19 protein-coding genes are annotated in these 20941 nt (G+C 65.4%); 10 read left to right on the plus strand and 9 right to left on the minus strand.

The window, feature by feature from the left end:
• Positions 1-38 precede the first annotated feature (38 nt).
• The 4 genes from BM337_RS05715 (at position 39) to BM337_RS05730 (ending at position 2407) form a co-directional block, all read left to right on the plus strand.
• Positions 39-257: a hypothetical protein gene (locus BM337_RS05715; RefSeq protein ID WP_089814763.1), complete on the plus strand. Its 219-nt coding sequence runs from the start codon at positions 39-41 to the stop codon at positions 255-257.
• Positions 258-299: 42 nt separating this feature from the next.
• The gene (locus tag BM337_RS05720; protein ID WP_089814765.1) at positions 300-713 is read left to right on the plus strand and encodes a DUF7124 domain-containing protein; all 414 of its coding nucleotides are present in this window, start codon (positions 300-302) and stop codon (positions 711-713) included.
• Positions 714-831: 118 nt separating this feature from the next.
• Positions 832-1659, plus strand: coding sequence for a hypothetical protein (locus BM337_RS05725; protein WP_089814767.1), 828 nt, complete (start codon positions 832-834; stop codon positions 1657-1659).
• A 127-nt stretch (positions 1660-1786) separates the two neighbouring features.
• Positions 1787-2407: a stage II sporulation protein M gene (locus tag BM337_RS05730; protein WP_089814769.1), complete on the plus strand. Its 621-nt coding sequence runs from the start codon at positions 1787-1789 to the stop codon at positions 2405-2407.
• Here BM337_RS05730 and BM337_RS05735 read toward each other — a convergent pair.
• Positions 2404-3045, minus strand: coding sequence for a Yip1 family protein (locus tag BM337_RS05735; protein WP_177227197.1), 642 nt, complete (start codon positions 3043-3045; stop codon positions 2404-2406). The genes BM337_RS05730 and BM337_RS05735 overlap by 4 nt on opposite strands.
• Before the next feature lie 110 nt (positions 3046-3155).
• On the opposite strand from BM337_RS05735, the gene BM337_RS05740 reads away from it, so the two are divergent.
• From BM337_RS05740 to BM337_RS05755, 4 genes are all read left to right on the plus strand, one after another.
• Positions 3156-3686, plus strand: coding sequence for a DUF5815 family protein (locus BM337_RS05740; RefSeq protein WP_089814775.1), 531 nt, complete (start codon positions 3156-3158; stop codon positions 3684-3686).
• A gap of 115 nt (positions 3687-3801) precedes the next feature.
• Positions 3802-4032 carry a hypothetical protein gene (locus BM337_RS05745; RefSeq protein ID WP_089814777.1) on the plus strand — a complete coding sequence of 77 codons (231 nt, stop codon included), beginning with the start codon at positions 3802-3804 and terminating at the stop codon, positions 4030-4032.
• Positions 4033-4340: 308 nt separating this feature from the next.
• Positions 4341-7586 carry a carbamoyl-phosphate synthase large subunit gene (gene carB / locus BM337_RS05750; RefSeq protein ID WP_089814779.1) on the plus strand — a complete coding sequence of 1082 codons (3246 nt, stop codon included), beginning with the start codon at positions 4341-4343 and terminating at the stop codon, positions 7584-7586.
• Positions 7587-7781: 195 nt separating this feature from the next.
• Entirely contained in the window at positions 7782-9740 is a 1959-nt protein-coding gene (locus BM337_RS05755; RefSeq protein ID WP_089814782.1) for an RICIN domain-containing protein, read from the plus strand.
• 68 nt (positions 9741-9808) lie between these two features.
• On the opposite strand, the gene BM337_RS05760 is transcribed toward BM337_RS05755, so the two are convergent.
• The 6 genes from BM337_RS05760 to carA form a co-directional block, all read right to left on the minus strand.
• Positions 9809-10927: a sensor histidine kinase gene (locus BM337_RS05760; protein ID WP_089814784.1), complete on the minus strand. Its 1119-nt coding sequence runs from the start codon at positions 10925-10927 to the stop codon at positions 9809-9811.
• A 121-nt stretch (positions 10928-11048) separates the two neighbouring features.
• Positions 11049-11285 (minus strand): hypothetical protein, encoded by a 237-nt coding sequence (locus tag BM337_RS05765; RefSeq protein WP_089814786.1) that lies wholly within the window; start codon positions 11283-11285, stop codon positions 11049-11051.
• A 377-nt stretch (positions 11286-11662) separates the two neighbouring features.
• Complete coding sequence (locus BM337_RS05770; protein WP_089814787.1) at positions 11663-13402, minus strand: outer membrane protein assembly factor BamB family protein; 1740 nt, start codon at positions 13400-13402, stop codon at positions 11663-11665.
• A gap of 165 nt (positions 13403-13567) precedes the next feature.
• On the minus strand, positions 13568-14434 hold the full coding sequence (locus BM337_RS05775) for an amidohydrolase family protein (protein WP_089814789.1): 867 nt from the start codon (positions 14432-14434) through the stop codon (positions 13568-13570).
• Positions 14435-14596: 162 nt separating this feature from the next.
• A complete protein-coding gene (locus BM337_RS05780) occupies positions 14597-16381 on the minus strand; it encodes an outer membrane protein assembly factor BamB family protein (RefSeq protein ID WP_177227199.1) in 1785 nt (594 codons plus the stop codon).
• 446 nt (positions 16382-16827) lie between these two features.
• On the minus strand, positions 16828-17877 hold the full coding sequence (gene carA / locus BM337_RS05785; RefSeq protein WP_089814792.1) for a glutamine-hydrolyzing carbamoyl-phosphate synthase small subunit: 1050 nt from the start codon (positions 17875-17877) through the stop codon (positions 16828-16830).
• A 102-nt stretch (positions 17878-17979) separates the two neighbouring features.
• Here carA and BM337_RS05790 point away from each other — a divergent pair, with 102 nt between their 5' ends.
• Positions 17980-18393 (plus strand): Lrp/AsnC family transcriptional regulator, encoded by a 414-nt coding sequence (locus tag BM337_RS05790; RefSeq protein WP_089814794.1) that lies wholly within the window; start codon positions 17980-17982, stop codon positions 18391-18393.
• 115 nt (positions 18394-18508) lie between these two features.
• Here the strand turns inward: BM337_RS05790 and BM337_RS05795 are convergent, their stop codons facing one another.
• Positions 18509-19186 (minus strand): DUF2270 domain-containing protein, encoded by a 678-nt coding sequence (locus BM337_RS05795; protein WP_089814796.1) that lies wholly within the window; start codon positions 19184-19186, stop codon positions 18509-18511.
• A gap of 120 nt (positions 19187-19306) precedes the next feature.
• Here BM337_RS05795 and BM337_RS05800 point away from each other — a divergent pair, with 120 nt between their 5' ends.
• Positions 19307-20230: a mechanosensitive ion channel family protein gene (locus BM337_RS05800; protein WP_089814798.1), complete on the plus strand. Its 924-nt coding sequence runs from the start codon at positions 19307-19309 to the stop codon at positions 20228-20230.
• Positions 20231-20236: 6 nt separating this feature from the next.
• Here BM337_RS05800 and BM337_RS05805 read toward each other — a convergent pair whose 3' ends face one another.
• Positions 20237-20920: a PHP-associated domain-containing protein gene (locus BM337_RS05805; RefSeq protein ID WP_089814801.1), complete on the minus strand. Its 684-nt coding sequence runs from the start codon at positions 20918-20920 to the stop codon at positions 20237-20239.
• Positions 20921-20941: the final 21 nt, after the last annotated feature.

Consider the following 20941-nt stretch of genomic DNA (forward strand, 5'->3'; position numbering starts at 1 on the left):
CCCCAGAAGCTTTTGTCGTCGAATACGAACGTTTCTCTGTGATCAGAACTGCGTGGGCCCGACTCCGAGCGTGGGGACGCGGGTGGCGCGGCGACCGGGACGGCGAGGACGCCAGGTCCGACCCGAGCGCGTTCTCGCTGCTCGACGCGTCGGTCAACTACTCGCACGGCCAGAGCGACGGCGAGGCGGTGCGTGAACTCCAGCGGGCGAACGAACACGCGAACGAACTCGAGGACGCACAGCGGAACCAGCGGTAGCGGACCGACGGTCTTTTTTCCGGTGACGGCGCAGTTCCGCGTATGAACGGCGGCAGTGGCGACATGACACTCGCGTTCGAGCTGGCGGCGCTGAAGGAACTGGCCCACCCCGACGAGGTGTTCACCGACGCCCGCCAGTGGTCCGAGTACGTGGGCGTCATCTCCGAACAGCCGACCTACGTCGTGACGAACTTCTGCCGGAAACACCGCATCCGGCAGGACTTCTTCTCCGGCCCGCGGAGCCGCGAGGAGAGCCTCGCCAACGTGATGGCCCAGTTCGACACCGACCGCCACGTCCTCGTCGGCACCGAGGACGCCGACGCCGACCTCGCCGAGGAGGCCGGCTGGGAGTACCTCGCCGTCGAGGACGCCGCCGAGGCGGCCGACTGGCAACTGGGCGAGTCCGAGTCGCCCGACGCGCTGCCCGAGGAAGAGCAGCGCGACGACTGGCCCTGAGGACGAATAGGACCCGGCCCTGAGGCGGACACGATTCGACCCTGACGACGGACAGGACCCGGCCTTTACCTGACGACGAACCCACATTCTTATTAGGTTTTCCTGCGCCCCAGTAGACATGTCTGTGGACGTCGGGGAGAGTTTCCGGAACGGGTTGCAGGGGGTGTTCAGCGCGCGTGGCATCGTCGTCGGCCTGCTGTTGCTCGCCGTGGCGCTCGCGAACCTGATCGTGGGTCAGTCGATCAGCCGGCACGTCATGGAGTGGCTGTTCGGCCAGATTATGGGCGGCGGACCGCAACAGCAGGCGGTGATGGCGCAGGCGGGGACGAGCTTCCCCTTCGCGCTCGACCTCTCGATTCCGGTCATCCTGGCGCTGGCGTTCGCACTCCTTCTAGTGGGTGAACTCGTCCGTCTCATCGCGATCCGACTGTTCGCGAGTGATTCGAGAGAGGCAATTCCGGTCGACGACGTCGCGGATGGGTTCGGCCCCGCGGCGCTGAAGGCCTTGGTCCTCGGTGGTGCGATAGCCGGTCTCATCGAGGTTGTGTCGGTGATTCCGCTGCTCGGTGCGATCATCGCCTGGGGCCTCATGCTGGTGTTCGTCTTCCTGCGGCAGGTCATCGCCCTCGAAGACCAGGGGTGGGCCGGCACGCTGAGTCGGAGTTTCGAACTGTTCATGGAAGACCCAATTCCCATCGCGGGTATCCTGTTTGGCCTCGGGTTCTCCAGTTTTCTCGTCGCCGCCGGCGTGCCATTCCTCCTCACGTTCTTCGTGCTCGATGGCAGCATGGCCGCGACGACTGGTTCGACCCTGGGGAGTCCGCAGTCGCTCGTCTCGCTCCTCGGCGTGGTCCTCGCAACGATATTCCAGGTTCTCGGCATCGCCGTGGTGACCGACGCCTTCGAGCAGGTTCGCGAAGCGGTCGAAGCGGAAGAACAGTTCTGAGTCGGCTGGGCGACCGATTTCGGGCCGTCCGGAGCGAAATTGCGACCCGTAACCCAGCACTCCTTCGTCCCTAAATTCCGGGGCGTGTCCGCCAACGATTAAGTGCTCGTGAGCGGAGTGTCCGGACATGAGCCTCGCTCGCAGGGTGCGTTCGTTCGACCCCGGCCGTCGGTTCGCGGAAGCGCAGTTCCGCCGGTGGTTCGGCCGGTACTTTCTGGCAGCGTTGCTTGTCTTCGCGCTCGGTGGCGTCCTCGGCGCCGTCGCGATGGCCGTAACGGACCTGAGCGGCCTCCAGGACGTTTCGGAGGGACTGAGTCCGATGTTTCCCGACGAGATAACGTTCGGGTTCGTCGCGCTGAACAACCTCCGGGTGCTCGTCATCCTGACGCTCGGGTTCGTCTCGTTCGGCGCGATATCCGGGGCCGTCCTGCTGTTCAACGGGTTCATCATCGGACTCGTCGTCGCCGGAGCCGCCGCAGACGGAGCGCTACTCGAAGCCGTCGCTCTCATCGCTCCCCACGGGTGGCTCGAACTGGGCGCCTTCTTCCTCGTCGCCGGCACGACCTTCCGCGTCACCCACCGACTGGTGAACTACCTCAGGGGAGTCGACGACGGCGTGATCACGAGACAGGAACTGTTCGAGATAGCGGTTCTCTTTCTGGTCGCCGCGGTCGGCATCGTCGTCGCGGCGTGGATAGAAGTCTACCTGACCGAAGCGATGGCGGAGGCGGCTTTGGGGTCGCTCTAGAGGCCACCGGTGATCGCGAGACTACCTACGGTCAGGAGGATACCGAATAGGACCGGAATTGCGACAGTGACGATGGCCTGATTTCGCGTGACGTTACGTGCGCGCTGGACGGCGGGTATCCAGATATACGCGCTCCACAGCGAGAACAGGATACCGACTCCGGTTGCCAATTGGTAGAAGGTCTGTTGTGTGAGCCGACTGTTGAAAGTCTGGAACGCTGCCGGATCACCGGATACCTGGAGAGTCTGAATAACGTAGACGGTCGCCACGAGCGAGAGGATGGCGCCGAAGATGCGAGGGACGAACCCCCAGCCAGTGAGTGCGAATGTATCACGGAATTCGCCCTCACCACCGAAGAAGTAGGAGATGATCTGGAAGGCGACTGCGTACAGTAACCACGTGATAAACGGGCCGACGGAACCGATAACGATGCCAACGATACCTCCGATCAGGAGGAAGAGTTGGACGTTTTCAGGTACCATCTGCATAAACTGGTAAATCGTGACGGCGCCGCTGATGGCAGAGATGACGACGATGCTCAACACCACGAGCGTGGGTTCTTTGAGTGACGGGTCGTCCGCGCGGCCGTCGAAGAACCGGCCGGGATTCGTCAGGAGGGTACCGACGTTTTCGAACATTACGTTTCTAGTCATGATTCCAGCAGTGAATTTTAAGAACCTTACTACTAGATTCCGAGTTCGAAGTCGAAGTCGCGCCATTTAACCCCGCGAACGCGCAATCTCGACCAATGAGTGACTCGGAGGCACCGGGCGGTGGCAAGGTGCTGGAACTGCCCTGCGGGGCGCGAAAGGCGGTCCGGGACCTGGACATGGGGCTGCGGGAGTTCGACTGCGAGTGCGGCGAGACCCACGCCGTCGTGATGGACATGCACCCCCTCTCGCGGTGGGTACCGGAGTTCCTCGTGGAGGTGCTCCAGGAGACGGTCGAACCCGCCGACGAGTTCGAGGAGTTCACCACCGCCCACGCGATGGGCAGCGTGATGGAGGAGTTCCCCGAGCGAGTCGTCGCCGCCGACGTCGCCGAGGACGGCACCGTCGGCTACGCGCTGGTGTGGGCGACACAGTTCGACTCGCGCCGGTTGCACGAGATTATCGTCGAGCTACTGGTCGAACTGATGGAACACGCCATCAGCCACGCCGAGGACGAGGCGGTGATGGACGAGTTCGAGGCCCACATGCTGGAGTTCGACGTCGACGCGTTCGTCGAGCAGTACCGCGCCGAGCGGAACCTGGAGACCGAACACGACACGGCCATCTGACCTCGGTCGACGGTCGCCCCGAGGCGGTCGGTCGCTACCGAAAACCGCCGGGTGGCGGAGCGTCTGACGCGCGTCTGACGCGATTATATGTTGCTGCGTCACTATCAGTTGACACATGGCCATCCGTCACAGCGACTTCCAGCGGATCCGGTCGGTCGTGGCCGCCGCCGACGTCGACGAACCGCTGACGGCCCGGGAGATCCTCTCGGTCCTCGAGGCCCACGGCGAGGAGTTCGAGAGCGCCCACGAGGTGGCGACGGTGCTCGGCCGGCGGGCCGACCGGGGAGACGTGGAGATCATCCGCGACCGGCCCTACCGGTACCAGTTTACGACGCCCCCGAACTGATCCGTTTTTGCTCCGGAACTCCCAGATCGCTCGCTCTCGGCACATTGTGTAGAGTCTCGTTTACCGTCTGCGCGCGGTCGCGAACGCGCGAACGATAACACCGTGAGTCGGTAGATCCACGAAGCACCGCTGTACCGGATCGACAGTCGTTTTGGCGACCGACCGGAAGTGAGGCCAACGCCCGTCAGTTCGGTCTCTCTCCGTGAACCGGTACCGTGGTACCACCAGACATTACGATCTTCGAAATCTCCCTGCGGAGTTCGTAACCTTTCGCCGGGCTTATTACGATGAGCGAACTTCCTCTGGTAATGACAGAGGACGAGGACCGCACGATACTGCTTATCGGGAGCGGCCCGATCCAGATCGGACAGGCCGCCGAGTTCGACTACTCCGGCGCACAGGCGTGCCGTGCCCTGCAGGAAGAGGGTGCACGGGTCGTCCTGGTGAACTCGAACCCCGCGACGATCATGACCGACCCGGAGATGGCCGACAAGGTGTACCTCGAACCGATCAACACCGAGGCAATCTCGGAGATCATCCGCAAGGAGAACCCCGACGGCGTCATCGCCGGCCTCGGCGGCCAGACGGGGCTGAACGTCACCGCCGAACTCGCCGAGGAGGGCGTCCTCGAGGAGTACGACGTCGACGTGATGGGGACGCCGCTGGACACTATCTACGCGACGGAGGACCGGGACCTGTTCCGCCAGCGCATGCAGAACATCGGTGAGCCGGTCGCCCGCTCGACGACCATCTCGCTGGACGAGGACGAGTCGGTCACCGACTTCGACGAGGAGGCGTTCCGCGGGCGCGTCGAGGACGCCGTCGACGAGGTCGGCGGCCTTCCGGTCATCTCGCGGACGACGTACACCCTCGGCGGGTCGGGTTCGGGCGTCGTCGACGACATGGACGAACTCGTCGAGCGGGTCCGAAAGGGCCTGCGCCTCTCGCGCAACAGCGAGGTGCTGGTCACCGAGTCCATCTCCGGCTGGGTGGAACTCGAATACGAGGTGATGCGCGACGCAGACGACTCGTGTATCATCATCTGCAACATGGAGAACATCGACCCGATGGGGATCCACACCGGAGAGTCGACGGTCGTCACGCCCTCGCAGGTCATCCCCGACGAGGGCCACCAGCAGATGCGCGACTCCGCGCTGAAGGTCATCCGCGAACTCGGCATCGAGGGCGGCTGTAACATCCAGCACGCCTGGCGCGACGACGGCACGCCCGGCGGCGAGTACCGCGTCGTCGAGGTGAACCCGCGCGTCTCCCGCTCCTCGGCGCTGGCCTCCAAGGCGACGGGCTACCCCATCGCTCGCGTCACCGCCAAGGTCGCGATGGGCAAGCGCCTCCACGAGATCACCAACGAGATCACCGGCCAGACTACCGCGGCCTTCGAGCCGGCCATCGACTACGTCGTGACGAAGGTCCCGCGCTGGCCCATCGACAAGTTCGCCGACGTCGAGTTCGAGCTCACGACGGCGATGAAGTCCACCGGGGAGGCGATGGCCATCGGCCGCACCTTCGAGGAGTCGATGCTCAAGGCGCTGCGCTCCTCCGAGTACGACCCGGCCGTCGACTGGGACGAACTCGGCGACGACGAACTGGAGGAGGAGTACCTGATTCGTCCGACGCCGGACCGCCCCTACGCCATCTTCGAGGCGTTCGCTCGCGGCTACACCGTCGACGACATCGTCGAGCTGACCGACATCGAGCGGTGGTACGTCGAACGCTTCGCCCGCATCGAGGAAGCGGCGGAGGCCGCCCAGGAGGGCGACTTCCCGACGGCCGCCGAGGCCGGCTTCACCGACCAGGAGATCACCGCGATGGCCGGCGGCGAGTTCAACGACACCCACGCCTCCTGGGTCCCGGAGGAGGACCTGGCCGAGAAGGGCGAGGACGAGGTCGAGGCCGCGACAGACGGCGGCGGGGTCACCGTCGACGACGTCGAGGCAGAGACCGTCGACCGCGACTTCAAGCTCGTCGACACCTGTGCCGGCGAGTTCGAGGCGACGACGCCGTACTACTACTCGACGCGGGACCCCGTCTCGGGCATCGACCGCAACGAACTCCAGATCGACCCGGACGTCGAGAGCGTCGTCGTGGTCGGCGGCGGCCCCATCCGCATCGGGCAGGGCGTCGAGTTCGACTACTGCTCGGTCCACGCCGTTCGCGCGCTGGAGGAAGCTGGCATCGACGCCCACGTCGTGAACAACAACCCAGAGACCGTCTCGACGGACTACGACACCTCCGACGGCCTGTTCTTCGAACCCGTCACCGCCGAGGAGGTCGCCGACGTCGTCGAGGCCACCGACGCAGACGGCGTGATGGTCCAGTTCGGCGGGCAGACCTCCGTCGACATCGGGCACCCGCTCGAACAGGAACTCGACCGCCGCGACCTCGACTGTGAGATCATGGGAACCTCGGTCGACGCGATGGACCTGGCCGAGGACCGCGAGCGGTTCAACAGTCTGATGGACGACCTGGGCATCGCCCAGGCACAGGGCGGGACCGCCTTCTCCGAGGAGGAGGCCCTGGAACTCGCCCACGACATCGGCTACCCCGTCCTCGTGCGCCCGAGCTACGTGCTGGGTGGCCGCGCGATGGACGTCGTCTACAACGACGAGGACCTGAAGACATACATCGAGGAGGCCGTCCGCGTCAGTCCCGATAAACCCATTCTCGTGGACGAGTTCCTCTCTGACGCCGTCGAACTGGACGTCGACGCCGTCGCCGACGAGGACGACGTGCTCATCGGCGGCGTGATGGAACACGTCGAGACCGCCGGCGTCCACTCCGGCGACTCCGCCTGCATGATCCCGCCTCGCTCGGACGAGATCGAGGCCGTCATGCCGCGCATCCGCGAGATCGCCGAAGAGATCGCCGACGCGCTCGACACCGTCGGCCTCCTGAACGTCCAGCTCGCGGTCCGCGACGGCGAGGTCTACGTGCTGGAGGCGAACCCGCGCTCCTCGCGCACCGTTCCCTTCATCGCGAAGACCACGGGCGTCCCGATCGCCAAGATCGCGGCGAAGGTCATGGCCGGGGCCAGCCTCGACGAACTCGACTACGAGGAGCAGATCCCCGAGCAGGTCTCCGTGAAGGAGGTCGTCCTCCCCTTCGACCGCCTGAAGGGCTCGGATCCGCGCCTCGGCCCGGAGATGAAGTCCACGGGCGAGGTGATGGGCACCGCCGGCTCCTTCGGCAAGGCCTACCAGAAGGCCCAGCAGTGCGTCGGCAAGCCGATCCCCCTCGAGGGCACCGCCATCGTCGACCTGCCGGTACTCGGCTTCGAGGAGCACTTCGACGTGCGCGACTTCGACGACTTCGCAGACACCGACGCGATCATCCAGGCCATCCAGGACGGCGACGTCGACCTCGTGCTCTCCCGCGACCGCGAGGTGCTCGAAGCCTGCGTCGAGAACACGATCACCTACTTCTCGACTCTGGAGTCCGCCGAAGCCGCGCTGGAGGCCATCAACGCCAACGACCAGCCCCTCTCGGTGCAGGACGTGAAGGCCCGCCCCAAGAATCAGCGCGAGTGGGGCCGCTGAGGACACGAGCGGACGCCTGGTTTACCGTCTCACCGTTCACTTTTCTCGGCCCGGACGTCCCGTTCGGAGACGTGATTGTTCTCACGAGCACGAAGAGTGTTTAGCATCTCGTTACATACTGCACCGGACTTAACGTTGATTTTTCGATCGTTACCGTGTAAATAGTTTACAACTGACGTATCGAACGACCGGTGTATGCCTGGTACATTCACTAGCTGGCGGACTATCGTGGCCCTGGCGGCCGCGGTACTGACGCTGACGGCACCGGCGGTCGCACAGACACACGGCGGCCCGGCACAGGTCGACCACGCGGAGGCCGGCGCCACCGGCTTCACGTGGGGCAGTGGTGACGGCGGCTTCGGCTGGGGCGCCAACGTCTCCGATGGATGGGGCTGGGGTGACCACGACGGGCGCGAGGAGACGAACGACGGGCCGAACGGCGCCGACGCAGAACTCCCCGACGACTCGACGGTCCGGGTCGACGAGGGCGTCTATCGCATCGAATCCGTCGCGAACGACAGGGTACTGGACGTCGAGGGCGAATCGGCGCACAACGGCAGCGATGTCATTCAGTGGGGGTATCACGGCGGTGAGAACCAGCGCTGGAGCGTCGAACACGTCGGCGACGGCGAGTACCGAATCGAAGCACAGCACTCGGGCAAGGTCCTCGACGCCGCCGCCTGGTCGCACAAGAACGGCGCGAACGTCCTCCAGTGGGGCTTCCACGGTGGTGACAACCAGCTGTGGCGCTTCCACGAGATAGCGGACGGACAGTACGCCATCGAGAACGTCAACAGCGGCAAGGTCCTCGACGTCCCGTTCGGCGCCGAGCGCAACGGCACGAGCGTCCAGCAGTGGGCCTACCACGGTGGCGACAACCAGCTGTTCCGGCTCGTCGAAATCGACGAGGACGCGGACGACACCGAGACGGAGACGGAGACGAACGACACGGAAACCGAGACGGACGAGACAGAGACGGAAACCGAGACAGAAGACACCGAAACGGAGACGGACGGGAACGAGACCGAGACAGAGACGGACGATACCGAGACAGAGACCGACGACACCGACACGGAGGAGGACACGGAGACTGACACCGAGACGGAGACGGAAATCGAGACGGAGACTGACACGGAAACAGAGACCGACGACACTGAGACTGAGACGGAAACCGACACGGAGACGAACGGTACCGAGACGGAGTCCGAAACGGAAACTGAGACGACCACCGAATCGGAAACTGAGACGGAAACTGAGACGACCACCGAACCGGAAACTGAGACGGAAACCGACACCGAATCGGAACCTGAGACCGAGACTGACACGGTGACCGACACGGAAACTGAAACGGAGACGGAGACGGAGACCGAAACCGACACCGAGACTGCGACCGAGTCGGAGACCGACGACGGTTCAGACGGTGACGGCGAGCAGATCGCCGACTGCGACGGCACCGGCGTCAACTCGGACGACGACGGGCTGACCGACTGCGAGGAGAGCGAACTCGGGACCGACCCCGAGGACCCCGACACCGACGGCGACGGACTCCCGGACGGCGCCGAAGTCGAGGAAGACGCGCTGCTGCCCGACGCGGACCCGCTCCACTACGACGTCTACGTCGAGATCGATTGGATCGACGACGAGTTCCCCATGACGGACGAGGAGCTGGCCAACGTGCGCGAGGCTCACGCGAACGCGCCCGTCGAGAACCCCGACGGCGAGAACGGCATCGCCGTCCACTTCGTCAGGGACGAGCAGGTCGACCAGCTGGGGACGTTCCAGCCTGGTGAGTACTACGGGAACTACGCGAACGAGACCTACCAGTGTGCCGGCTACCACTACGCGGTCGTCACCGACCGGGACCTCGGTGACGCCGCGGGATACGGCGGCAACGGCGCCTTCAGCGTCATCTCGCCGGTCAGCCAGGACTACGTCTTCATGCACGAACTGGGTCACTCGCTGGGGCTCACCGACGTGTTCGACGGCATCGACAGCACCCGCTACACCGTCGAGCAGTACCCGAGCGCGATGAACTACAACGCCCAGGGACTGATCGACTACTCGGACGGCACCAACTCCGAGGTCGACCACGACGACTGGGGGTACATCGACGAGTCCGGGTTCGACCCCGGCTGGGACGGCAACTGCGCGTGAGCCCGGTCTGACCGGCTTCTTTCGGACTTCTTTTCCCGTGTGCGACGGGACGGTGAACGAGCGGCGCGTCAGGACGTCTCTCCGTCGGTCTCGGCCTCGAAGCGCAACGTCACGACGCTCCCACGCGGATCGTTCTCGCCGAAAGAGACCTCGCCGCCGGACTCGGTCACGATCCAGTTGACGATCCAGAGGCCCAGGCCGCTGCCGTGTTCGAGCGGGGTCTCGTACCCCCGTTCCAGCACGTTCACCTCGGACTCCGGGATGCCCGGACCGTCGTCGGCGACGCGAACTTCCACGAACGCCTCGCCGTCGCGGGTGACGTGTCTGGCGTCTATCTCCACGGACGGGCGCTCGGCGTCGTTGTGTTCGACCGCGTTCTCGACGACGTGTTCGACCGCCAGGTCGACGATCGGGTGCGCGGTGACGCGAGCGCGTTCCGGCGTCGCGACTTCCGCATCGACGGCGTCGTAGGACTGCTGCACGCGGTCTCCGACGGATTCGACGACGGGCTTCAGGTCGACGGCCTGTCGCTCCGTTGACTCCTCGCGGAGCATCTGTTCGATGGACTTGGCGTGCTCGCCGAGTGCGGCGAGGGCGTCGGCTCGGTCCTTGATGGCGTCGACGTGTTCGTCGTCTGCCCGTCCGTTCTGTGCGATGAGTTCGGCGCGCCCGCTGATCACGTTGGCCCCGTTCCGGATGTCGTGGCGGAGGATCCGGTTCACGACGGAGAGTTGCCTGCTCAGTCGTGAGGACCGGTCGCGCTCGACGGCGACCGCCTCGCGAGCCCACCGCTGTCTGGTGTCGTAGATTCCGACGACGAACCCGGCGACGGAACCGATCGAGACGGCGTCGCCGACGACGAACAGCGTGTCGTCCAGCACGACCCCTTTCGCCTGCTGATAGATGACGATCAACGTCGCGCCGGCCCCCAGGACGGCGCTGCCGACGAGACACCAGGCTCCGACGCGAAGGACCGCCCACCCGGACACCTCAGACTGCCAGAGCCAGAGTCCGCCCGCGACCAGCCCCAGCGAGAGGATCATCGGAATGAAGATTCCGGAGAGGAAGGTGACGAAGTTCTCGTCGTCACGGAACACGTGGACGACGTGGAGTGCGACCATCCCGAGGCCGGAGCCGAAGACGACGAACAACCCGAGCGCCTCTTTGGTCCGTTCAGATGTCGTCACGCGTTCATCTCGACCCACCGACTGTGTAAAAATGTACCCCCTGCTCGTACTTTCGAACGTGTCGCTCGACGACGGGATGGCCGAACACCAGTCGTTCACCACCGTCGACCGGACCAGTGGGTCAGTTCTCACGCGCCGCGTTGGCGAGCCTGTCGAGGCCGAGCGTCGCCAGGAAGAAGACGACGCCGACGTACAGCAACGAGCGAGAGTCGGTGACGAACCGGCTGACGAGGGCGTTCCCGTACCCCATCGCGGTGCTGAGAAATCCGAGTATCGACGTCGTCCACCCGAGTCCCGTGAATCCCGCGAGTTGATCGAGTGCGTCCCTGTTTGGTCTCGGAATCGCCGGCAAGTCCATGGAATTTCACTCTCAGGTCTGGGGATATGATTTCCCGTTGTGAGGGACAAGAGGCCCGCAATCGAGTGATACCCGGATCCTCCTGGCTACCAGTCGTAGCTATAGTGCAGTTACTCGTGTACTGACCTGGGTAGAGGCGGTGAGCTCGAGGGAATTACCTGCCACGTTCGTCGGACGCTCCCGCGGGCCGGACGCGTCCGTCGGTGTTCAGAACGCTGAAAGACGGAAACGAGGGCCGCTCGAACGTGCTCGTTCCCCGGCGAGAACGGCTCCCGTCGTGGCGTCCGCTCCCTCGCCGGTGGGGCCCTTACGAGTGCCTCGTCGTCGACGTTCCGCTCGTCGGAACCTTCGAGAGATCGGACCTCCGCTGGGGCCCTTCAGATACCGTTCTTGAAGGTCCTCGTTTCGGTGTCTGTGAGGCCACTTTCGGTCGTCACCCGTAGCGTGACGGTCTGGGTCTCACACGGTTCGAGCCAGATTTCCACGCTGGAACGATTGTGTTCGAAGGTCCCGTCTCCATCGACGTCCCACTCGGCGGAAGCGATGGTCGCGTTCGTCGCGGCGGACTCGTCATTGTACGCGAACCCCGAAAACGCCAGGTCGTTGCCGACTTCCTCTCGGAACGTGATGTTCGCCTCGACGGATGGTTCCGGGTTGGCCCGCTCGTGGACGCCGTCAGAGGGTCTACTATCCTGACCGGGCCGGTCCGTCGACGCCTCGAGCGCGTGCAAGTCCGCAGACAGCCGGCCGGCGTGGAGTCCCGACTCGTAGAAGGGAAGGTACAACTGGCCGCCCGCTACCGACGGCGCCCGCGCAGCGGTGTTGATCTTCGGCCCCTCCGCAAAGCTGTGCCCCCATTCCTGGGCGCCATCGCTCACGTCGACTGCGAACACCGCGGGGATCGAGTAATCCGGTCCGTCTTCCCTGGTTTCTCCCGACTCTGGGAGGGCCATCGCACCGACGTAAACGCTGTCGTTCGCGACGGTGGGCCCACCGATGAGTTCACCGACGGGTGGTGAAAATCGCCACTCTTGGGCCCCGGTGTCGCCGTCGAGTCGAACGACCGCTGTTCCGTTCGCTCGTCGGTCGACAGTCAGGAATACGCCACCGTCACCGACCGTGACCGACTCGCTCACCGACGTCGCGTTCGGAAGAGTCCAGTTCCACTGGACTGAGCCGTCGGCCGTCGAGAACGCGGCAGCACGAACGCCGTCGTCGGAATCTGCAACCGCGTAGATGGCACCCTCGGTGACGGCGAACCCGGCCCTGGACGACATTCCGGTCGAATCGGCAGTCCACAGCCGTTCACGCGTCTCGGTATCGTAGGCGACGATGTCGCCGTCGGAAGCGACGAAGACCGTGCCGTTCGCGATGCCGAGCAGGCGGTCGGCCGGCACCGACCACGTCGTCTCGCCCGTCTCCGGGTTCAGCGCGACCAGGGATTCGGAACCGACGGTCTTGTTCGCCGACGTCCGATTCTCGATGTCGAGTGCCTCGGGCCCCTCTATCGCGTACAGTTCGCCGCCGAAGAACACCGGGGCCAACGGCCAGTCGACTGACTCGTTTCGTACCCATTCGACCGCTCCGGTCTCGGCGTCCAGTGCGTAGAGCCCGCCGTCGCCGTTCCGGTCCACGGAGGCCGGGTTCGGCGGCAAGAACGCCGTCGTCGAGACGTAAACGGTGCCGTCGACGACGGTCGGTGCGCCGCTCGGCTCGCCGATATCGGTGCGTTCCCACTTTTCTTCCCCGGTGGCGGCGTCGTAGGCGACGACAGAACCGTTTATCTCGTAGCTGTCCCGTTCGGTTAGCACCGGGAGGTAGGCGGTGTCGTTCGCGACTGTCGGCGCCCCGGTTGGGATACCCCTGAACCCGCCGTGCCAACTGTGTTTTCCGTACGGTTCGGGTCCGTCGGCCGACGTCGCGGCCGTGCGACCGGCGTTTCCGCGGTCGGTCGACCACGACCCGTCGGCCGCCTGCGGCGCCGTCTGGGTTTCGTTCGTCTCGGTCGATTCCGTCGTCTGTGCAAGTACACTCGCGGGAAGCCCGGCGACAGCCGCCGAGACCAGGAGTAGCACCGCGAGCGCAACTATCGATAGCGTGCGTGTCTGCGCTTTCATAGTGCGTGTGTTCGGGCGGACGAACTGCAGGAACCGATCGGGTCGCCCGTCAGGCGCGCGTTCACGACAGATCGGTTTCCTTATTGAGATACTATATGGCTTAATTCGAGATTTACGGCGAGGAAAAGATGGGGCGGGATCCGGTCGCTGTTCGACGCCGTCTCGCTAGGCCCGTAGGTCGTCGAAGGTCCGGTACGAGAGATAGGCCACGTCGCGCGCCGAGAGGTAGTCGGCCTCCTCGACCCAGGAGAGGCACTCGTCCATCGTCGCGGTGCTGTCGAGCCACGGGTAGTCCGACCCGAGCATGAGTCGCTCCGGGCCGAACCACTCCAGGAGGTTCGTGACGTATCCCTCGACGTTCGCATACGGCCAGTGCTCCCCCGACGTGCGTGGGATCGAACTCACCTTGACGTAGGCGTTGTCGCGCTCGGCCAGCGCCGCGAAGTCGGTCCACGGCGCTTCGTCCGGAGACGTGTCCTCGTCGGGCCACGCCACGTGCTCTACCACGATGGGCACGTCGGGGTGGGCGTCGGCGACGTCGGCGAGTAGCGAGAGCTGTTCGGGCTTCGGGAGGACGAAGACGGCCCCGTCCTGGGCGGCGAGTTCGTCGTACAGCGGGTCGAGCGCGTCGTCCGCGACCCAGTCCGCCTCGCGGTTCATCTCCCCCGGCGTCGGCCCGTACTCGAAGCAGGCGTGGAAACGCACCCCGAGCATGCGCTCGTGGCCCGTCACGCGCCGGACGCGTCGCCGCTGCTCGGCCTCGTCGCCGAAGTACTTGGCCACACCGACGCCCCAGAGGCGGTCCGGGTGGGCCTCGACGGCGCGGAGCGTGTACTCGTTGGCTCGCTCACCGCGTCCGTATATCGACGTGGGCAAGAGGACTCCCTCGTCGACGTCGGCGGCGTCCATGTCGGCGATCAGGTCGGCGTGGGTGTAGGACCCCTCCCACTCCGGCGGCAGGTCGGCGCTGTACCAGGGCAGCTCGGCGGTGTCGTGACCCCATGCGTGGGTGTGTGTGTCGACGAGGCGCATTCGGTGATAGTGGGTGAGAGAGCGTGAAAAGTCTACCTCGCCGCGGCCGTTCGTGGTGGACCGCGAACGGAGACGGATAACCGACGAGACGACGTCAGTCGCCGGTGGCTCCGTACGACTCTCGATGGGAGTCCGAGACGCAATCGGTCCCGCGCTCGACGGCTAGCCGTTGGAGAGGTCGACCGATTCGGTGTCCGTCGCACCCCCGTCAGTGGTCACCCGGAGCCGTACCGTTCGGAACGTACACGGTTCGAGCGTCACGGAAATCTCCTCACCCGTCCGCTCGAAGGTACCGTCGTCGTCGACGTCCCACTCGAAGGTAGTGATATTGCCGCGATTGACCGACGACGCGCTCGCGTTCAACACGACCGTCTTGTTCTCGCCGAACTCGTCGTCGGGGTTCGTCTCGGTCGTGGAGATCGCTGCCCTGGGCGCCGTATCCTCCTCGAAGAACCCATCCGATGGCAGGTGCTGCTCGTCGGGCGGCGTCGACGAACCGGTCATGACCTGGAACGCCGCGCTGCTATCCTGTGGATACACCGTGTCACCGTGGGAGAGCACGTAGAGGTCGCCGTCTACGACAGTCGGCGTCTCGTACGTGGTGGAGCGGTAGGTGAACGAACCGGCGGCGTATCCCCACAGCTGGTCACCGCTCTGCCGGTCGATGGCGTAGAGAGCGGCACTCGGCGGTTCGTCGGCTTCACCCGGTTCGCCGGCCTCCGTGAGCGCGTTCCCTGCGACGTAGACGCTATCGTTGGCGACGGACGCGGCGCCGTACAGGCCGCGCGTCGGTGGTTCGAAGCGCCACTCTTCGGCTCCGGTGGCTGCGTCGAGGCGGACGAGGGCGCCCCCGTCGTACGAGTGGCGGCTTCCGTTCTCGGCGACGACGAACACGTCACCGTCGGCGACGGTCGGACCGTTCACCGACGTCGCGTCGCTCGCGACCTCGACGTTCCACCGCACAGATCCGTCCGCGGTCGAGAACGCGTACGTCCTCGCCCCGTCGGCGGATTCGTTACTCACGGCGTAGATGGCATCGGTCGTCACCGTCGCCGTGTCGAGGTTCACGTTCTCGGGAAGCGCGGTACGCCACAGTTCGTCGCCAGTCGCCGCGTCGGAGGCGACCAGGTCGCCACCGGCCGCCGTATAGACAGTACCGTTCGTGACACCGATGAACCGGTCTGCAGCCGTGGACCAGCGCTGGTTGCCGGTCTCGGCATCGTACGCGACGATGTCGTCGTCGGACCACGCGTATGCGGTGTCGCCGGTGACACCGACGAGGTCGTCTGCCGCGACGGACCACAGCGTCTCACCGGTGTCAGGGTTCAGCGAGACCACCGAGCTCTCGCCGATGGTCGGTGACTTCGTCGGTCCCGTTCGATTCTCGACGTCGACCATGTCGGGCCCGCGCGTCGCGTAGAGACGGTCGTTCTCGTGGACGACCGGTCCGTACCAGAGTTCGGTCTCGTTCCGGACCCAGTTCGTTTCACCCGTCTCCGAATCGAGAGCGTAGAGGCCTCCCTCGCCGTCCTCGGGGTCCATCGACGGGTTCCGCGGCACTTCCGCGCTGGTGGCGACGTAGACGGTGTCGTCGACGACCGTCGGTGACCCACCGGGAATACCGAGCCCGGTTCGGTCCCACCGAAGCGCGCCGGCATCGGTATCGTACGCCGCGACCGCACCGACTTGCGTGTCGACGGTGCGTTCGGTGGCGACGCCGACGTACGCTGTATCATCGACTATCACCGGGTCGTCAGTCGGTTCGCCCGTAAAGCTGTCACTCCAGGAGGGGGACGCGTACGGCGCAGGGCCGTCGTCAGTCGTCACCGTCGAGGCACCGGAACTGGCGCTGAACGCCGGCGTCGTCTCGTCGGCCGAAACCGACGAGTTGTCGGACTGTTCGACTTCAGTCTGGGCGAACGCCTGCGTCGACGCAGCGACGCTCACCGTCGATATCAGTACTGCCAGTGCGACTGCCGCTACGATGGAGGATCTGAGTCGTTGTCTCATGGGTATCGGTCATCAGCAGGGACCGAGCGGTGACTCTCCCGACACGAGGGCCTGCTTGATGCGGGCGGGTATCCTCATTTTGCACAGTTACTTATACTGAAGATAAGGCGACGGGTGGCGGACGATCCGGCATTAATTTCGCATTTATCGACCGGGAACGACCCGCTTTCCAGTGTGATGCATCTCGCGATGGGATTCCTGACGGGACCATCTCCACCCTCACCCACAAGAACTCTCCGAGGGCGTCGCTTCGCTCAGCGCTTGCCCGCTCACGGGTCGCTTCGCTCCCCGTTCGCAATTCCCGAGAGCCTCACTACGTTCGGCTCTCACCTTCTCACGGCTCCCTGCAGTCGCCGTTCGATTTTCCAAGAGCTTCGCTTCGCTCAGCTCTTGCTAGCCATCGCCAGGACATCGTCGAAGAAATCGAGCGAGTCGTTGGGCCCCGGATTCGCCTCGGGGTGGTACTGTCGCGTGATGATGTCCAGGTCGCCGTTCTCCAGGCCCTCCGGCGTGTCGTCGTTGACGTTGACCTGCGTGACGTCGAGCTTCTCGCCGGGGTCCGCGACGGTGTAGCCGTGGTTCTGGGTCGTCATGACGACGCGGCCGGAGCGCAGATCTCGGACCGGCTGGTTGACGCCGCGGTGGCCGAACTCCATTTTCTCCGTCTCGCCGCCGAGCGCGTTGGCGACGACCTGCTGGCCGAGACAGATGCCGGCGAGGGGAACCTCGCCCACTTTCTGTTCGACGAGTTCGCCGGCGGCCCCGAAGTTCACCGGGTCGCCGGGGCCGTTCGAGATGAACAGCAGGTCCGGGTCGACAGACTCGACGTCGTCCCGCGTGGCGTCGTGGGGGAAGACGTGGACCACGGCGTCGCGCTCGACGAGCGAGGAGATGATCGATCCCTTCGCGCCGCAGTCGACGAGCGCGACGGTCGCGCCGTCGCCGTCTTCGTTGTGGACCTCGACCTCGTCGACGCTGACCTGCTCGCCGATAGTCGTGTGGTCGGACATGTGCTTGCACTGGCGGAGCTGTTCGAGGGCCTCCTCCTCGCTCGCGTCCGGGCCGGCCGAGATGCCGCACTTCATCGCCCCTTCGTCGCGAATCTCGGTGACGACGTCGCGGGTGTCGAGGTGGTCGACGGCGGGGACGTCCTCCGATTCGAGCCACTCGGCGACGTCGTCGGTCAGTTCCCGGGCGACGGCGGCGCGCGGGTGGACGCGGTCGGACTCGAAGCGTTCCTCCCGGACGCCGTAGTTACCGATCAGCGGGTAGGAGAACGTGAGGATCTGTTCCTCGTAGGATGGGTCGGTCAGGCTCTCCTCGTAGCCCGTGTACGCGGTCGTGAACACGACTTCGCCACGCGCCTGGCCGGGTGCGCGCGAGCGTGCCTCCACGACGCGTTCGCCCTCCAGCGCGACGTATGCGTCAGCCATTACGAGATACGTACAGAGTTGCGGCGTATAAGGGTTGCTTTCGAAGCCGAGTTACGAATTTCGCAATCCTCAAGTACGGACCCACGGTAGTGTCCGACCTCGATGGACGACCTCGACCGGGAGATCCTCGGCATCCTCCGCCGGGACTCGCGCACGCCGTACACGGAGATAGCCGACCGCGTCGGTACCTCTGAGGGCACCGTCCGCAACCGCGTCGAGCGATTGATGGACCAGGGCGTGATCGAACGCTTCACCATCGCTACGCAGACGGGTAACGTCAAAGCGATGATCGAGGTCGGCGTCGACGTCAACGTCGACACGCAGGCCGTCTGCGACCAGGTGGCCGAGTGGCCCGAAGTAGACTTCGTCTGGCAGGTCTCCGGCGAGGACGACATCGTCCTCGTCGTCGATTGCGCCGACACTGAGGGCGTCAACGAACTGATCACGCAGGCCCGGGAACTCGACGACGTCGTGAGTACCAAGACGAGGCTGATTCTCGACGAACAGCTCGGCTGACCGACAGCGGATCGAGCCGGTAACTCCGAAACCGGGGGCGTGCAGCGACCTGTACCGACGAGCGACTCGGTTGCGGGACCCGGACGGGCCCATGACGGACCGACGCCGGTCGGTTCTACTCCTCGAACTCCCGGACTCTCCCGCCGCGGGCGGAGTAGGCAGCGATGGCAACGACGACGACGTAGAACCCCACGACCACGGCGGTGACGACTTCACCGGAGATCGTGAGGATCGACGACGTCTGCTCCCAGGATTCCGACGCTTCGAAGACGGTGATACGGGCGATCCAGGCCGCGAGCAGGAGTAACAGGAGCGCGAGGTACGACCGCCGCAGCCGGTGGGTGAGCGCCTGCTGAAAACTCATCTCGAACCTGGGATTGCGGAGTTCGTCGCCCAGTTCCGTGCGCCAGTCCGACTCGTCCGACGGGTCGGGCGCGTACATCTGTGCGAACAGGTCCTGCTGGAGAACCCGGACCCGGTTCCGCCAGATGTCGTACTCCCGGTACCGGGTCGCCTCCATCACGAGGAAGGCGGTGACGCCGAACACGCCGATGAGTATCACGTAGTGTGGGTTGTCGGCGCTCGTGAACGCCCACGTCAGTATCGCCGCCACGACGACGACGGCCCAGTTCGTCGTCTGGTCCAGCCGACCGCGCCAGGTCGCCATCCGGTCGACTTCCCCCCGGTAGAACTCGCCGGTCAGGCTCGCCACTGCTGACTCTCCCTCGGGTATCCTGTCGGCCGGCGCGCTGCCGGGGTTCGCCGTCGTCGCCTCCGAATCGTCTGTAGCCATGTTCGACTCCTTTTGGGGCGCCACGGCCAAAGTTGTCAGGGAGAGAACTCGACCGCCGTCCGCGCCGGCGCCCGGGGGCATCGGACCGAGGTTCTTGCCGCTGCAGCGACAACTCGGGATATGCAGTTCGGCCCCGACTTCCTCGTGGACGTCCTGGCGACCTACTCGAACCTGCTCCAGAACATCGTCGAGTTCGCCGTTATCGCGCTCGGCCTCTACGTCGTCGGACGGGCGCTCGTCGAGACGGTCGGGCGAATCGCGCTCCAGCGCTCGAAGTTCGACGAGACGATGGCCGACGGCGTGCTGAGCTTCCTCCGCCTCGCCGTGGTGTTGCTCGCCGTCGTCGTCGGGGCCAGCGCCGCCGACTTCCGGGGAGCGTTCGCCGGCTCGGCGCTTATCGCTGGCGGCGTGACCCTGGCCGTCGGCCTCGGTGCCCAGGACGTCCTCGGGAACTTCGTCGCCGGTGCCTTCCTCGTCCAGGACCCCGACGTCAACATCGGCGACCGGATCCGGTGGGAGGACGAGGAGGGGATCATCACCGGCATCGACCTCCGGGTGACGCGGGTGCGGACGCTCGACAACGAGATCATCGTCGTCCCGAACAAGGAGCTCTCGACGACCGTCGTTCGCAACCTCACGTCCCACGACCCCGTCGGCTTCTCCTACGAGTTCGCGGTCCAGCACGACGAACTCGACGAGGCCGTCGCCACGATCGAGACGGTCGCGGCCGAGTACGACGAACTCGTCGACGTGCCAGCCCCGACCGTCCGGGTGACCGACCTCCTCGAGTCCGAGGTCGTCGTCACCGCCAGAGCGTTCTTCCCCATCGAGAAGCGCTCACAGCGCTACCGGATCCGGACGACCTTTCTCCGGCGCGTCGTCCAGCGATGTCAGGAGAACGGCGTCGGCCTCAGCCAGTCGACTCTGCAGGAACTGTCGGGGACAGTCGGGGTCGACCCGGTCGCCGGCGACGAGGGGGCCCCAGCCGACAGTAGCGTGACTGCGTATCGGCCGACCGACGAGGATAACCGCGACCCCGATTGACGGGAGTCACTGCGACCCCGACTGACCTGGTGTCTTCTCCACGACGTGGCCCTTGAGCCGGTGAACTCGCCGATAGAGCTTGCGAAGCACCCGGTCGGTGAGGTGGTTCCGCACCGCCGGTTCCACGCGACCGTCGCGGATGGCTTCGACGACGCTCCGGGGGGTCAGCCGCTCGGCGTCGACGAGGGTGACCGCGCGGCCGACTTCTACGGGGTAGTGTGCGTCGCTCCCGCCGACGAGAGGCAGTTCGCGCTGTCGGGCGAGCGATTCGACACGCTCGACGTTACCGGTGTGCTTGCCGTTGACCTCGACGGCGTCGAAGTCGGCGCTGCTCCCTGGCAACATGCTGTTCCTGAACGGGTGGGCCATGATCGCGGCGCAGTCGTGCTGGTGGGCAAGTTCGACGGCCTCGACCGGCGTCAGCCGCTCCGGGATGGTCGCCTCGGGCGGGTCCGGGCCCACGACCAGGAGGTGGCCCTCGGTCGTCGTTATCTCGATGCCGGGGACGACGACAGACCGGGTGGAGCCGGGCCGATAACAGTAGTCGTGGTTGGTTATCGCGAGTCCGTCGACGTCGCGACGGTGGGCGATGCCGTCGAGCAATCGGGCTCCGAGCGGGTCGAACGGCGTCGCTCGCGACCGGAAGCCGTGGAAGAACCGGGTGTGGGTGTGGAGGTCGACGACGTACACGGTTCACGTGACGGCGCAGAC

Source organism: Halomicrobium zhouii, assembly GCF_900114435.1.
Taxonomy (GTDB): Archaea; Halobacteriota; Halobacteria; order Halobacteriales; family Haloarculaceae; genus Halomicrobium; species Halomicrobium zhouii.

Excerpts from the sequence above, each read along its gene's own strand:
- BM337_RS05720 (WP_089814765.1), top strand. The coding sequence starts at position 300 with ATGAACGGCGGCAGTGGCGACATGACACTCGCGTTCGAGCTGGCGGCG.
- BM337_RS05725 (WP_089814767.1), top strand. The coding sequence starts at position 832 with ATGTCTGTGGACGTCGGGGAGAGTTTCCGGAACGGGTTGCAGGGGGTG.
- BM337_RS05730 (WP_089814769.1), top strand. The coding sequence starts at position 1,787 with ATGAGCCTCGCTCGCAGGGTGCGTTCGTTCGACCCCGGCCGTCGGTTC.
- BM337_RS05735 (WP_177227197.1), bottom strand. The coding sequence starts at position 3,045 with ATGTTCGAAAACGTCGGTACCCTCCTGACGAATCCCGGCCGGTTCTTC.
- BM337_RS05740 (WP_089814775.1), top strand. The coding sequence starts at position 3,156 with ATGAGTGACTCGGAGGCACCGGGCGGTGGCAAGGTGCTGGAACTGCCC.
- BM337_RS05745 (WP_089814777.1), top strand. The coding sequence starts at position 3,802 with ATGGCCATCCGTCACAGCGACTTCCAGCGGATCCGGTCGGTCGTGGCC.
- carB (WP_089814779.1), top strand. The coding sequence starts at position 4,341 with ATGACAGAGGACGAGGACCGCACGATACTGCTTATCGGGAGCGGCCCG.
- BM337_RS05755 (WP_089814782.1), top strand. The coding sequence starts at position 7,782 with ATGCCTGGTACATTCACTAGCTGGCGGACTATCGTGGCCCTGGCGGCC.
- BM337_RS05765 (WP_089814786.1), bottom strand. The coding sequence starts at position 11,285 with ATGGACTTGCCGGCGATTCCGAGACCAAACAGGGACGCACTCGATCAA.
- BM337_RS05770 (WP_089814787.1), bottom strand. The coding sequence starts at position 13,402 with ATGAAAGCGCAGACACGCACGCTATCGATAGTTGCGCTCGCGGTGCTA.
- BM337_RS05775 (WP_089814789.1), bottom strand. The coding sequence starts at position 14,434 with ATGCGCCTCGTCGACACACACACCCACGCATGGGGTCACGACACCGCC.
- carA (WP_089814792.1), bottom strand. The coding sequence starts at position 17,877 with ATGGCTGACGCATACGTCGCGCTGGAGGGCGAACGCGTCGTGGAGGCA.
- BM337_RS05790 (WP_089814794.1), top strand. The coding sequence starts at position 17,980 with ATGGACGACCTCGACCGGGAGATCCTCGGCATCCTCCGCCGGGACTCG.
- BM337_RS05795 (WP_089814796.1), bottom strand. The coding sequence starts at position 19,186 with ATGGCTACAGACGATTCGGAGGCGACGACGGCGAACCCCGGCAGCGCG.
- BM337_RS05800 (WP_089814798.1), top strand. The coding sequence starts at position 19,307 with ATGCAGTTCGGCCCCGACTTCCTCGTGGACGTCCTGGCGACCTACTCG.